Source organism: Micromonospora sp. WMMD967 (assembly GCF_029626165.1).
GTDB lineage: Bacteria > Actinomycetota > Actinomycetes > Mycobacteriales > Micromonosporaceae > Micromonospora > Micromonospora taraxaci.
Genome location: NZ_JARUBK010000001.1, coordinates 3597271 through 3611410, shown reverse-complemented (window position 1 = coordinate 3611410; position 14140 = coordinate 3597271). Strand labels below are relative to the sequence as shown.

At 69.7% G+C, this 14140-nt stretch carries 11 protein-coding genes; 2 read left to right on the top strand and 9 right to left on the bottom strand.

Translation table 11 applies throughout. From position 1 onward, the window contains the following. Positions 1 to 17: 17 nt before the first annotated feature. A complete protein-coding gene (locus tag O7631_RS16855; RefSeq protein WP_278145059.1) occupies positions 18 to 2036 on the bottom strand; it encodes a CPBP family glutamic-type intramembrane protease in 2019 nt (672 codons plus the stop codon). Between the two features lie 76 nt (positions 2037 to 2112). After that, positions 2113 to 2451, bottom strand: a complete 339-nt coding sequence (locus O7631_RS16850) for a hypothetical protein (RefSeq protein WP_278145058.1) — start codon at positions 2449 to 2451, stop codon at positions 2113 to 2115. 699 nt (positions 2452 to 3150) lie between these two features. On the opposite strand from O7631_RS16850, the gene O7631_RS16845 reads away from it, so the two are divergent. Continuing rightward, positions 3151 to 3306 carry a hypothetical protein gene (locus O7631_RS16845; protein ID WP_278145057.1) on the top strand — a complete coding sequence of 52 codons (156 nt, stop codon included), beginning with the start codon at positions 3151 to 3153 and terminating at the stop codon, positions 3304 to 3306. Positions 3307 to 3482: 176 nt separating this feature from the next. Continuing rightward, on the top strand, positions 3483 to 6695 hold the full coding sequence (locus O7631_RS16840) for a type 2 lanthipeptide synthetase LanM family protein (protein ID WP_088990284.1): 3213 nt from the start codon (positions 3483 to 3485) through the stop codon (positions 6693 to 6695). A gap of 133 nt (positions 6696 to 6828) precedes the next feature. On the opposite strand, the gene pheT is transcribed toward O7631_RS16840, so the two are convergent. The 7 genes from pheT to O7631_RS16805 all read right to left on the bottom strand — a co-directional run bounded on the left by pheT (position 6829) and on the right by O7631_RS16805 (position 13939). Continuing rightward, complete coding sequence (gene pheT, locus O7631_RS16835) at positions 6829 to 9378, bottom strand: phenylalanine--tRNA ligase subunit beta (protein WP_278145056.1); 2550 nt, start codon at positions 9376 to 9378, stop codon at positions 6829 to 6831. Positions 9379 to 9418: 40 nt separating this feature from the next. Then, positions 9419 to 10486 carry a phenylalanine--tRNA ligase subunit alpha gene (gene pheS, locus O7631_RS16830; protein ID WP_278147960.1) on the bottom strand — a complete coding sequence of 356 codons (1068 nt, stop codon included), beginning with the start codon at positions 10484 to 10486 and terminating at the stop codon, positions 9419 to 9421. A gap of 219 nt (positions 10487 to 10705) precedes the next feature. Continuing rightward, entirely contained in the window at positions 10706 to 11503 is a 798-nt protein-coding gene (locus O7631_RS16825) for an RNA methyltransferase (RefSeq protein WP_088990287.1), read from the bottom strand. An 83-nt stretch (positions 11504 to 11586) separates the two neighbouring features. Next, on the bottom strand, positions 11587 to 11979 hold the full coding sequence (gene rplT / locus O7631_RS16820; protein WP_007458417.1) for a 50S ribosomal protein L20: 393 nt from the start codon (positions 11977 to 11979) through the stop codon (positions 11587 to 11589). A 32-nt stretch (positions 11980 to 12011) separates the two neighbouring features. Beyond that, a complete protein-coding gene (rpmI, locus tag O7631_RS16815) occupies positions 12012 to 12206 on the bottom strand; it encodes a 50S ribosomal protein L35 (protein ID WP_030488428.1) in 195 nt (64 codons plus the stop codon). A 19-nt stretch (positions 12207 to 12225) separates the two neighbouring features. Continuing rightward, on the bottom strand, positions 12226 to 12873 hold the full coding sequence (infC, locus tag O7631_RS16810; protein WP_269679849.1) for a translation initiation factor IF-3: 648 nt from the start codon (positions 12871 to 12873) through the stop codon (positions 12226 to 12228). Positions 12874 to 13456: 583 nt separating this feature from the next. Next, on the bottom strand, positions 13457 to 13939 hold the full coding sequence (locus O7631_RS16805; protein WP_269679850.1) for a PH domain-containing protein: 483 nt from the start codon (positions 13937 to 13939) through the stop codon (positions 13457 to 13459). Positions 13940 to 14140 lie beyond the last annotated feature (201 nt).

The window sequence follows — 14140 nt, the reverse complement described above, 5'->3', positions numbered from 1 at the left end:
CTAAGTAGAGTCGCAACCTAGATAGCTTCCTTTACTCTCTCGGCGGCACCCGCCGCCTGCTCATCGCTCCCTGTGACCGGGCCGGCGGCCATGTCGCGGAGGAGTTCCTCGGCCATTGGGATACCGGCAAGCCGCCGGCTCGACAGCGCCAGACCTGCACCTACCCAGCCCAGCACAACAACCAAGGCGAGGATCGGCAGAGAACCTGCGGTAGCGAGGCCACCAAACGGCGGCGTAAGGAGGAGGAGAAACACGATCGAATGCAGTAGGTAGAGCGTGAGGCTGCGCTGCCCGAGTGTGGCGAGGATGCGGACCCCGGACGAGGCACGCAGCCCGGTCCATTTCTCGGCGATCGCCCACCAGCAGGCCAGGGCCCCCAGCAGACCACCGATCTGCGCCGCCACCAGGTGCCATGGATGGGCGGCCACGGCCCGGATGTCTCCCCAGTGTTCCGCCAAAACGGCCGCGTATGGCAGGCAGAGCGTAAAGGATCCGACGAGCAGCACGACGACCAGCGGGAAGGATCTGCTCGTCGGACGATCGCCCGCAGATCTGTCGCGCAGGACGACCGCGGCCGAACGGTAGCCGACTAGCATCGGGAACAGGAGCCCGCTGCTCAAAAAGGGCGTGGACAAGACGTACAGCAGCCACTCGGTCCAGCGCGCCCCCAAGGCCACCGAGGCGGAGTCGGCCAACACCGACGCGGTAGCCTCGTCGCCCGCTGTCAGCAGCAGCGTGAACGGCAGGACTAACGTCTGAAGCAGGAACAGGACGCCACTGGCCCAGGTCGCCAAGCGCAGCCGGCGTGGCTTTCGGGTCGCCCACACCAGGACGTACAGCAGGATCCCGTAGACGGCAAGAATGTCGCCGGAGAATACGAGCATCCCGTGTAGCGCCCCGAGCAGGATGAGGGAGAGGTTGCGCCGCACGACTGCCGCTCGCCGCTGAGGTGAGTCGGCACGGCGCAGCAGTACGTACATTCCGAACCCGAGGAGCAATGCGTACAGGGGCAGCCCTCGGTATTCGATCAGGACAGCCAGTGCTGCCCTGATCGCGCGTTCGACAACCGACGTACCCGCCGTGACGGACTCTGCGGGCAAGTAGATGAGCAGGTTCTCCAGCATGATGAACAGGAGCGCGACCCCGCGGAGCGCGTCCACCGCGGGAAGGCGCACGGCCTGCCTGCGTTCGACGCGTGCGGCCTCGTGGCTGGCGAACCGCTGCGTCCAGGCGGACGCGGGCCAAGCGGACCGGCTCGGAAAGACGGCGGCGGCAATCGAGAAGAATATTAGATATTTCGCGACCAGCAGGTTGGGAGAGTTTTCCGGTGCGAACTCAAGGGCGCCGAAACTCTGCGCGATCACGTTGTTAACGACGTGCAGGAGAACCGGAACCGCGATCGTCCGGGTTGCGCCCAGCACCTGATGCATGAGCAACGCGAAGAGAACGTGATCGAGGAAGGACGCGGCCGAGTCCGGCACGTGGAAGACGCCGAAGAGCAGCGCGGATACCAAGGTGGCCGCGACTGCCCCGTAGGGCGAGCGACCGAAGGCTCTCACCAGGACAAGGGGCAACAGCAGCCGGAAGAGCAACTCTTCGGTCGTGGCCTGCATAATCGTCACGCCCAACAGCGGGACGGCGAACGCGGCGTCCGTTGCGGTGAGAGCGAGGTGCTGCGCCCCGGTCGGCGCAACAGCGACGACCAAGCCGCCCCACAGGACGAACGCGGTCACGACGAAGGCACCGGCTCGCCAGAGAGGCTGTCGAATCCGGTCTCCCGCCGCGTCCGGAATATGGCGCGGCAGGGCGAGCAGGACGAAAGGCAGCATCGCCGCCACCGCGAGTCTGTCGGCGAGACCCGCAGGAACCGCGGCACCGCCTATCCGACCCAGGACGAGGTTCGTAGCGACAAGTACGGCTACGGAGGACACCAGGCCGAACCCGATGGCGACGACTGCTGTTCTCACGGTGGGCCAGTGGGCCGGCCGCCACCGCGCCCAGCCGCGGCCGGTTTGCCGGGAATCCGCATCAATCATGGTGTGATTCCTCGCCGGAGACGTTGGGTGCTCCCCCATTGCACCTGGGGAAGCACCCAACGACCCGATGGGGTTCCTAGAGCAGGTCCCTGATCGCCTCATAGAGGCTGTACAGGTTAAGCCCGCTGCCCAGAACGCGGATGTACCACGGCAGGGTCTTCCACCACGCCTGGAACTTCTGGTATGAGGCAACCGCGGCCCGCATTGCGTTGACCGCTCCCGAGCCAAGCTTCGTGACGGCGGCGATGATGGCCCGTGCCGCAGCGCCGAGCTGCTCGGTCGTCGCGCCCTGGGCGGTTCCGACGTTCACCGACGAGGCCGCCGGCGCCGCCGAGATCGCGGACGGCGCCGCACCAATTCCGAGCCCGAGTGCCAGGGCTACGGGCACGGCCACTAAGGCCGGCTTCAGCTTCATAAATTTCCTCCCGTGATTGATGGAAAGCGGCTGAGGCGCACAGCATTCGGCATTGCGCGATCGCAGGCCATGTCGAGTCCCGTACGACAATCGACGCCGCTCAGAGGTATCCAAATTAGTGACCGTGGCCAATGGTCACTCAAATTCGGATGCAGCGACCGTACAAGACGTTCATCGATGAGGCAACCCCTGATGCGGGTCACATGACTTCTTTGGTAGGCGCATTGCGGGCCGGAAGAGAGATTTCCGGCGACCCACCTGCACATACACACGCCTCGATCGGCGGAGGGGCTCACGACCGCGCGACAACATGGTACGGTCGGGCCGCAGAACGACGTGCATACATGCGACCACGGGGGTCGAATGAGTCACTTGCCTTGCCGCGCTACAACGTCGCCAATCGCCCACATCGCACTGGCCGACTGCTGCCCATCGCTGCCTAAATGGACTAAATCCACCCTGCTCAGGCCTGTCCACGCGACCTGAGCAGGGCCAAGCTACGTCTGATTGAGCGCCCATATACCGGTCAATGCGCCTTTGTCCGGTAGGGCGCCTCAGAGCAACCCCCGGTTCGCTCGCCACCAGAATCACGAAGGTGCGCGAGTTGATGGTGCGTTGCTTTTTCGGCCAGCCGCAGGACATCGTGTCCTGTGGCCGTTCGGGGCACCTATGCCCACACTTTAAAGGAGGAAGACAACGATGACCGAAACCGCCGTACTCGAACTGAACACCGCTTTGGACCATCCCGCCGGTGATCTCGAAGCCGAGATGCGGGAACTGGAGGAGTCCATGGAATTGCAGACCATCGAGGCCGCCCGCACCTGGCTCTCGGCCATCGGCGTCTGCTGCTTCTAGGACACTTAGTCGCCATGCCGATGCCCGATGCTTTCTCTGCCGCGCCGACCCTCGGTACGGACCTCCACTGCGCCCTTCGGCGTGCCGCCCCCCGGGCCGAACGAGACCCGGGCCGGAACGTACGGCCCGAGTCTCGAAGTCAGCCGCGTGAGCGGGAAGAGCATCGGCGTCCGTGGGTGCCGTTCGGCCCGAGCGGGCCGAACGGCACCCACGCCGAGCAGACCGGCACAGGGGCTGCCGACCAGTCCGGCCCGCGGCAGCAGACCGTCGTCGCGGGGGTCACCGGGGCTCGGCCGTCGGCGCTGAGCAAAGCAGACGGGCCCGAGCCGGACTGGGCGTTCGACGTGACCGAGGCGTACGGCACAGCGCCGCTTCCCACGGATGTCGGCCGGGGCGGCGTCGGCGCTTGGACCGCCGGCGGCCCAACGGCCGGCGCAGACGGTCGCGGTGAACAGGCCGGAAACGGCGACGAGCTGCCCTTCCTGCCGTTGACCGAGCCGCTGGCCGAGCTGCTCCGCAAGCGTCTGTCAGGGTCTCTGACGGAGATCCGGTGCGACCGCCTACCGAGCCCAGATCGCCTCGCCGACCTGCTGCTGCCCGGGCTGCTGCCACGGCTCAACGCAATGGTTCAGCGCACCTGCCTGCTGGAGTTGGCTGCCTGTCGGGAGGCGGGCCTGCTCGCCGGGCAGACTCCGCAGGAGCGGTTCGCGGATTTCCGTAAGCGGCTGTCCGACCCTGTCGAACGGCACCGGCTGATGGTCCGCTACCCCGTCCTAGCCCGCCAATTGGCCGTGACCGGACGGGCCTGGATCGGCCACGCGATCGAGTTGGTGACCCGCCTCGCCCAAGACCTGGCGGACCTGGTGCGGACCTTCTCCCCGGATCGTGACCCCGGCACGGTCGTCGATATCCTCACTGGTCTCGGCGACCCACATCGTGGCGCACGATCCGTGGCGATGGTGTGCTTCTCCGGTGGCTTGCGCATCGTCTACAAGCCAAGGCCGATGGCGGTCGACGGACACTTTCAAGATCTTGTGGCCTGGGTCAACGAACGCAGCCCCGGTCCACGCCTACGGATCCTGCGCTGCCTGGACCGGGGCACCTACGGCTGGATGGAGCACGTCGACTGCTCACTGCCCTGCGACGAACAGGCCGAGCGGCGCTACCACCGGCGGCAGGGTGGCCTGCTGGCCATCCTCTACCTGCTGCACGCCGGCGACTTCCACTCCGAGAACCTGATCGCGGCCGGGGACCAGCCAGTACTGGTGGACCTGGAATCTCTCTTCCAACCCGAGTTGCCGTCGCTGCGGCCCGTCGGAGAGTCGAACGTGGAGCGGCTGGCGGCGGGGCTTCTCTCCGGGTCGGTGATGCACGCCGGGTTGTTACCGATGCGCCCCTCGCCGTGGGGCACCGGCGAAGCCGGCATGGCGGAGGTCGGCACGCCCCGGCCGCACAGGGCGGAAGTGCGGCTGCCATCCCTGGCCGGAGCGGGCACCGACCAGATGCGGTTCGAGTTGACGTTTCGCGCCGAGGCGGTGCCCGAGGCCGGCCCGGCGGAGCGCCCCGTGGGCAAGGTCGCGCCGCAGGACCAGGTCGATCAGATCGTGCAGGGCTTCACCGAGGTCTACCGAACCATCGAGGGGCACCGAGACGAGCTCGGCGCGGTAGACGGGCCGCTGGAGGCCTTCGCCGCCGATGAGGTGCGAGTGCTGGCCCGCGACACGATGACCTACGCCGTGCTCCTCGGCGCGTCGTTCCATCCCAGCCTGCTGTTGGACGGCTTGGATCGCGACAAGCACTTCGATCGGCTGCTGCGCGAGGCGGATCACCGACCGGGCCTGCGGGCGATCGTCGAGGCGGAGCGCAGGGACCTCTGGCAGGGCGACATCCCCATCTTCAGCACCGGTGTGGCTCAGAGCCCGGTACGTGACAGCAGTGGGCAGCCGTTGCCGGATGTACCGGCGGTCGCGGGACTGGGGATTGCTCGTACCGTACTCGCCGGGCTTGGCCCCGCGGACCTCGCCCGCCAGACCTGGCTGATCCGCGCATGCATCGCGGTCAACGGAATAAGGCGGGACCAGCCCTACCTCTTCCACCGGCATCCCACCCAGCCTGCGGAGTTGCCCGCCCCGGACCACCGGATCGCCGATGCCGTGGCGGGGATCGCCGACCAACTGGCACAACTCGCGGTGCAAGACGATGACGACGCCGCTTGGATCGGGGCGCAGTTCGGGTTCCGCCGTTTCTGCTCCGTGGAGGTGCTCGGGCCAGGCCTGCACGACGGGTTGCTGGGGATCGCCCTGTTCCTCGCCTGGCATGCCGAGATTGCGGGGGACCGGTGCGCCCATCGGCTGGCCCGCAGCGCGGTCCGGACCGCCGTGCGTCAGATCCGCCGGGGTCTGCTTGGCCGGGTGGCTGGGCTCAGCGGGCTAGGTGGCGCGGTCTACGGCCTGAGCCAGCTTGGGGCTCTGTGGGAAGACGACACGCTGTTCCGCGAGGCCGACAGGCTCATCGAGGAGCTACCCACGCTGCTCGCCGCCGACCGGGAGTTCGAGGTGATGGAGGGTACGGCCGGCGCCTTGTTCGGCCTGGTCGCGCGTCATCATGTCAGGCCGTCCGGAAGGTCGCGCGAGTTGGTCAGGACGGCGGCCGACCGATTGGTGTCGACCCAGCGGGCCTACGGCCCCGGCGCGAGCTGGCTGCCGGCGGAGGTGGTGGCCAACGGTCTCGCCGACCGACCATTGGCGGGTTTCGGCCACGGTACGGCCGGGATCGCCGCAGCCCTGCTGGCCGGCGCGGATCTGCTTAGCGACGAGAGCTACGCGGTGGCTGCCGCCCGCGGTTTCGAATACGAGAGGGACCTTTTCGATCCCCGGAACGGGTACTGGACGGATATCCGTGACCACTCGCGGGCGGGAGAGGTCAGGATGAGGTTCGACGACGGCTCAGTCCGGTCGAACCGGTCGGTCGCGTGGTGCCACGGCTCACCGGGGATCGGGATGGCACGACTCGCGGCGATGTCCCGCCCCGGCCCGGCTGGGTGCCGGCCGGAGTTGTCCGAAGAGCTGTCCTCGGCGGTCGACGACACCTTGCAAAGCGGCTTCGGCAACGGACACTCACTGTGCCACGGCGATCTGGGCAGCCTCGACTTCCTGCAACTGGTCGGCGACCAGACCGGTGATCCGGCGCTGCTGCACAGAGTCCGTCGACAGGCGGCCGCGATGTTGGACTCGGTCGCCACAACTGGTTGGCACTGTGGGCTGCATCGCGACGTCGGAATACCCGGCCTGCTCACCGGCCTGGCCGGGATAGGCTACGGGCTGCTACGGCTGCTCGCCCCGCGCCGGGTGCCGTCGCTCTTGGCCCAACAGTCCCTGATGAGCCGGTGACGCGGATGCGTGGCTGGCGGAGGTCGTGCGCTGGCCATGCCGTAGAACCCCGGCGAGCACTCGTTGGTGCGCCGCCAGGGACTTGAACCCCGAACCCGCGGATTAAGAGACCGCGGGTCCGGGGCCGCTCCCGTCAGGCGCCGCGCAGGGTCGCGCCGAAACGTTCCGCCGCGACGGCGACCGCCGCGTCCCGCGCCGCGACCGCCTCCTCGACGGTGAGCGTCCGGTCCGGGGCCCGGAAGGTCAGCTTGTACGCCAGCGACCGGCGGCCCTCGCCGAGCTGCGCACTGGAGTAGACGTCGAACAGCCGCACATCCTCCAGCAGCTCACCGGCTCCTGCCTCCAGCGCCCGGCGCACCTGCTCCGCCGACACCGACTCGTCCACGACCAACGCCACGTCGATGAGCGCCGGCGGGAAGCCGGAGACCGTCGGCGCGGGCGTCACCGGGCTCGGCGGCAACGCGTCGAGGTTCAGCTCCATCGCGCAGGTGCGACGGGGCAGCTCCAGCGCCGCGACGACCACCGGGTGCAGCTCACCGGCGTGCCCCACGACGGTGCCGTCGACCAGCAGCTCGGCGCAGCGGCCCGGGTGCCACGGCGCGTACTCGGCCGCGCGCACCTCGACCCGCTCGTCCGGGATACCGGCGGCGGCCAGCACGTCCCGGGCCGCCTCGATGGCGTCCGCCCAGCCGGCCGGTCGACCCGCACCCCACCAACCGGCCGGGTCGATGTCGCCTGCGAGCACCACCGCGACGTGCACCGGCTGTGCCGGCACCACCGCGTCGGCGGCGGCGAACTCCTCGTCGGTGGGACGCCGGTCCACGCCCATCGCCGGCGGGCTGCCGGCACCGACGCGCGGGTGGAAGACCGCACCGATCTCGTAGAGGGCCAGGTCGCGAAGACCCCGGCCGAGGTTGCGCTTGAGGACCCCGAGCAGCGGGCCGAGCAGCGTGGTGCGCAGCAGCGGCTCCTCCTCGGACAGCGGGTTGGCCAGCCGCACCGCGGGCCGACGCGGGTCGTCGGCCGGCAGGCCGAGCTGGTCGGCCAGCTCCGGCGACACGAACGGGTGCGCGAGCACCTCCACGTACCCCCGCTCGGCCAGCGACCCGGCGACGGCCCGGCGGCGACGCTGCCGCGGCGTCAGACCGTTACCGGGAGGGGCGGTCGGCAGCACCGACGGCACCTTGTCGTACCCGTCGAGGCGGACCACCTCCTCGACCAGGTCGGCCGGGTCGGTCAGGTCGGGCCGCCAGGTCGGTGGGGTGACGCTCAGCGTCGTCCCTTCGCCGCTGGCCACGCCGACCGCGCCCGGGTCCTCGGACAACCGGTCGGAACCCTGCGCGACGGTGCAGCCGACCCGCTCGAGCAGGGCGACCACCCGCGCCGGCGGGTACTCGACCCCGATCCGCCGGGTCGGCAGGTCCGCCGGGAGGCTGATCGGGGTACGCGGGCGGACGTGGTCGATGTCGAGGATCTCCGCGCTCGGCGTGCCGCCGCCGTGCTCGGTGAGCAGCCCCACGGCACGCTCCAACGCGACCAACGGCACGGCCGGGTCGACGCCCCGCTCCCACCGCTTCGCGGCCTCGCTGAACAGCTTGTGCCGGCGGGCGGTGCGCCCGACCATCGCCGGGTCCCAGTGGGCCGCCTCGAAGAGCACGTTGGTGGTGGTTCCGGTGTCGACCTCGCTGGTCTCCCCGCCCATCACCGCGGCGAGGGAGATGGGCCCGGTGTCGTCGCAGATCACCATGTCGTCGGCGGTGAGCACCCGACTGACACCGTCCAGGGTGGTCAGCTTCTCCCCCGCCTCGGCGCGGCGGACCACCAGCGGCCCGGCGATCCGGTCGGCGTCGAAGGCGTGCATCGGCTGGCCCAGCTCCAGCATCACGTAGTTGGTGATGTCGACGGGCAGCGAGATGCTGCGGATGCCGGCGGTCACGAGTCGCTGGGCCATCCACGACGGGGTGGGCGCGCTCGGGTCGACGCCCCGCACCAGGCGGGCGGTGAACCGGTCGCAGCCGACGGTGTCGCGGACCTCCACCGGGTACGCCGGCGTCTCGGTGCCCCTCGGCGCGGGCACCAGAGCCGGGTCACGCAGCGGCACCTCGAACGCGTGCGACAGCTCCCGGGCCAGGCCGCGCAGGCTCAGCGCGTACCCCCGGTCGGGGGTGATCTCCAGGTCGAGCACGACGTCGTCGAGACCGACCACCGGGCGCGCGTCGTCGCCCGGCTTGGCCGTCACGTCCGGCCCCAGCACGATGATGCCGGAGTGGTCGTCGCCCAGACCCAGCTCCTTCGCCGAGCAGATCATGCCCGCCGAGTTGTGCCCGTACGTCTTACGGGCGCCGATCGCGAACCCGCCGGGCAGCACACCACCGGGCAGGATCACCACCACCCGGTCACCGACGGCGAAGTTCCGCGCCCCGCAGACGATCTCCTGCGGCTCCCCGGTGCCGTTCGCGTTACCCACGTCCACCCGGCAGAACCGGATCGGCTTCTTGAAGCCGGTGAGTTCCTCGATCTCGCGTACCTCACCGACGACGAGCTGACCGGTGACCGACCCGGCCAGGTCCACCACGGACTCGACCTCGATACCGAGGTCGACCAGTGCCTGCTCGAGGTCACCGGTGGGCAGGTCGGCGGGGAGGTCGACGTACTCCCGCAGCCAACTGACAGAAACTCGCATGACTTCAGACCACCGTTCCCGTGTCTCGTACCCGCATCGCCTACGCCTCGGTCCCGAGCGCGCGGCTGAACCGCACGTCGCCCTCGAAGAGATGGCGGATGTCGCTGACGCCGTGCCGGATCATCAGGGTCCGGTCGATGCCCATGCCGAACGCGAATCCGGAGTAGACCTCCGGGTCGACCCCGCAGGCGCGCAGCACCCGAGGGTTGACCATGCCGCAGCCACCCCACTCGACCCACTGCGGGCCGTCGCGGTGCTCCGGGAACCACACGTCGAACTCGGCCGACGGCTCGGTGAACGGGAAGTAGTGCGGCCGCCACCGGGTCTTCGCCTCCGGCCCGAACATCGCCCGGGCGAAGTGGTCGAGCGTGCCCCGCAGGTGCGCCATCGTGATGCCCTTGTCGACCACCAGACCCTCGGCCTGGTGGAACACCGGGCTGTGCGTGGCGTCGATCTCGTCGGTGCGGTAGACCCGGCCGGGCACGATCACGTAGATCGGCGGCTTACGGCTGAGCATCGTGCGGGTCTGCACCGTCGAGGTGTGGGTTCGTAGAACAAGGCCCGAGTCCTCCGGTGCGATGTGGAAGGTGTCCATCAACCCGCGCGCCGGGTGGTCGGCGGGGATGTTCAACGCGTCGAAGTTGACCCACTCCAGGTCGACCTCGGGACCCTCGGCCACCTCGTAGCCCATCCCGACGAACAGGTCGCTGATCGACTCCATCAGCGTGCTCAGCGGGTGCCGGGCACCACGGGGACGCCGGTCGTAGGGCAGCGTGACGTCCACCCGCTCCTCGACGAGCACCCGCTCGGCCTGTTCACGCTCCACCACAGCGGCGCGCTCGGCGTACGCGGACTCGATCGCCCGGCGGGCCTCGTTGACCCGCTTGCCGGCGTCGGACTTCGCGGCCGGCGGTAGCGCGCCGATCTCCCGGCGGGCCAACGAGACCGGGGACCGGTCACCGAGGTGCACCGAGCGCAGGGCGGTCAACGCGTCCGGGTCGGCGGCGGACTCGAACGCCTTCGTGGCGTCCGCGACGGCCTCGGCCAGGGCGGCGGGGTCGAGCAGGGCGACCTGCTTCGGGTCGTACGGATCGTTGCGGTAGCTCATGGCGTACGGGCACTCCCTCACGGCGGCGCCAGCCCTCATCGGGGCGGCGTAGCGAGTCTACGGACGCGCGGCTGTGCCGCAGCCCGCCGGTAGGAGTTGTGCAGGGAGCAGGTCAGGCCCGCCGCCCGCCGACACCGGCGGGCTGGCTAAACGAACGCCGTGTCGCGTTCATGGACGGACGCTCTCCCCTGCTGTCAGTCGCGCCGGGTGTGGACACCGTCAGCGCTGTGCTCTCGCTGAAGCGTACAGGCAGACGGCCGCGGCGGCAGCCAGGTTGAGGCTCTCGGCGCGCCCGTACAGCGGCACCCGCACGCGGGCGTCGGCCGCTGCCGTCAACTCCTCGGGCAGCCCGTGCGCCTCGGAACCGAACAGCCAGGCGGTGGGCCCGACGAGTCGGCCGTAGTCGGTCAGGTCGTCCAGGTCGTCGTCGCCGTACCCCGTGGTCGCGAAGATCGACAGCCCGGCGGCGCGCAGCGCGTCGACCACCGCGACCGGGTCGGGCGCGCGGACCACGTCGACGTGGAAGAGACTGCCGGCCGAGGCCCGCACACACTTACCGTTGTACGGATCCACGGCGTCGCCGGCGAAGATCACCGCACCCGCGCCGGCGGCGTCGGCGGTGCGCAGCACCGTGCCGGCGTTGCCCGGGTCACGGATCTCGGCGAGCACCGCCACCAGCCGGGGCCCACCCGCGAGAGCCTGCTCAAGTGTGACGTCCAGGTGCTGACAGACCGCTACCAACCCCTGCGGGGCGACGGTCTCGGTCAGCGCCGCGAGGGCGTCGTCGGTCACCTCGGAAACCGGCACGTCGGCGCGGGCCGCCGTGGCGGCCAACTCCGGATACCGGTCGAGCGCGGCGGGCGTACCGAAAAGCTCGGTGACCACCCCCGGCCGGGCGAGGGCCTCACGGACGGCCTGCGGGCCCTCGGCCAGGAAACGACCGGTCGCGTCGCGGTCCCGGCGGCGTTGCAGACGGCGGGCGGCGACAACCCTGGGGGTACGCGGGGTGAAGGCCATGGGGTTCGCTCCTCCGGCACGATCGAGGCGCCCCCCGGACGGCGATGCCGACCCGGGAGACGCCTCTCTCTGGTGCGTGGGGATCAGGCGGCCTGAGCCGCCGCGCCGCCGGTGCCCTCGGCCGTGACCGCAGCCCGGGCCAGCTCCACGATCGCCGCGAACGAAGCGGCGTCGTTGACAGCCATGTCGGCCAGGATCTTGCGGTCGACCTCGATGCCGGCCAGACGCAGGCCCTGGATCAGACGGTTGTAGGTCATCCCGTTGGCCCGGGCGCCCGCGTTGATCCGCTGAATCCACAGCTGCCGGAAGTCGCCCTTGCGGTCGCGACGGTCCCGGTAGGCGTACTGCATCGAGTGCAGCACCTGCTCCTTGGCCTTGCGGTACAGCCGGGAGCGCTGACCGCGGTAACCACTCGCGGTCTCCAGCAGGGTACGACGCTTCTTCTGGGCGTTTACAGCCCGCTTGACGCGTGCCATCTCAACTCCTTCTTACGTAAAGGTGGCGCGCGTCAGCGGCCGAGCAGCTTCTTGATGCGCTTGACGTCGGCCTTGGCCAGCACGACCGTGCCGGTCAGCCGGCGGGTCTGGGTGGAGGGCTTCTTCTCCAGGTTGTGGCGCAGGCCAGCCTGCTGGGCAACGATCTTGCCCTTGCCGGTCACCCGGACCCGCTTACCCATACCCGTGTGGCTCTTCATCTTCGGCATGTGGAACGTCTCTCCCCTGTTACTCGCCGCTGGTGGCGGCGGTGCCGGTGTCACCGGCTGCTGCGGTCTCGCCGACCGCCGCGGTGTCATCGGCTGCCGGAGCGGCGGACTCGTCCGCGGCCCGGTCCCGAGGGCCACCGCGAGACGCCGTGGCGGCGACCGCGGAAGCCTTGACGGCCCGGTGCGGAGCGAGAACCATGATCATGTTTCGGCCGTCCTGCTTGGGAGCGGCCTCGACGTATCCCAGGTCCGTGATCTCGGATTCGAGCCGACGCAGAAGCCGGTAACCCAGCTCCGGGCGACTCTGCTCGCGACCGCGGAACATGATCGTCACCTTGACCTTGTCGCCCGCCTTGAGGAACCGCACCACGTGACCCTTCTTGGTCTCGTAGTCGTGCGGGTCGATCTTCGGCCGAAGCTTCATTTCCTTGATGACGGTCTGCTGCTGGTTACGCCGCGCTTCGCGCGCCTTGAGTGCGCTCTCGTACTTGAACTTGCCGAAGTCCATGAGCTTGCACACCGGCGGGCGCGCCATCGGCGCAACCTCGACCAGGTCCAGATCGACGTCCGCGGCCAGCTGAAGAGCGCGCTCCAGCGGGACGATGCCCACCTGCTCACCCTCTGGGCCGACCAGTCGGACCTCACGTGCCCGGATCTGCTCGTTCACGCGTGGTTCGACGCTGATGGGGCCTCCTCGAGTCGTTTCTGCTCAGTGGCCGACCCCTGCGGCTCCCGGATGGGAACCGACCCGAAAAGCAGAAGGCCCCGGCGCATGCCAGGGCCCGCTCGACCGGCCAGCACGATCACAGGATCGCGCATCCGACGCCGGGACATGCCCGGAACCGGTGACCGGACCCGGCCACCGTAGCGGCGACTCGGGTGGGAGCAGGCGCTCCGCTTTCAAGGCTGCCTGCTCGCATGCGGAGACAGCCTGGTCGACTCGACAACACTACACCGACGTCCCGGCCACCCCCAAACCGGGACACCCGGGGCACCCTCCGGGGCTACCTGGACAACCCCGCGTCACACGCTGAGACGCGGGGCGTGGGGGCCTCCACAGGCCGCGCGCTTTCGGTGACGTTGCTGCCTCCGCCGTTCCGGAGGCAGCAGTTTCACCGACGTTGTCCGGATCTTGGAGGCCGGGCGTGGGCAGAGGACGGCGCGATATCCAGAGGGCACAGGCGCCCGACGGCGAGGCACGCAGCGGGCAACGTCTCAGCGCCGCAGCCAGTGGTCGACGGTGTGGGTTGTCAGTGGTCGACGGCGCGCTCGGCGCGTTCGGCCAGGTGGGCCTGGTGCGCCTGGTGCAGTCGCCGCAGCGCGCGGACCCCCTCGACGGCCAGTTCCTTGTCGGCAGCCTGCAGGGCGACCATCGGCAGCAGGTCGTCGTCGTGCAGTTCCAGGCTGGCCCACGGCGCGCCCCGGTCGAAGCGGACTCCCCGCACGACCTCCCAGGGCAGCTCGTAGGAGCTGATCACGTTGCGCACCCGGATGCCACGCGCGTCCGCCACCACCCGAGGGCGGGTGAACAGCAGGAACCCCAGCGCGCCGAAGATGCCCAGGCCGATCATCGCCACCTGGTCACCGCGCTGGAAGCTGCCGTAGCCATCGCCGGTCGGCCCACTCAGTGAGGTGGCGACCAGGCCGAACACCACCACCAACGCGACCGCCGCCGACCAGCAGACCACGCGGATACGGCGGGGCTTCAGTCGGACCAGCTCGGTTTCACTCACCCCACCAGTCTGCCATCCGCACCGAGCCCCTCAAACGCACCACCCGCTGACCAACGCCTCAAACCTCGCTGCCGGCCGTCAGGCCACCGGACCGCGACCGGGCCGACCGTCAGGCGGGACCGACCACCACAAGATCGCGCTCGAACAAGGAAGTAGTGGCCTCGGGTAGGGAGTGCGGCCACTACATCAACGATGGAGCGC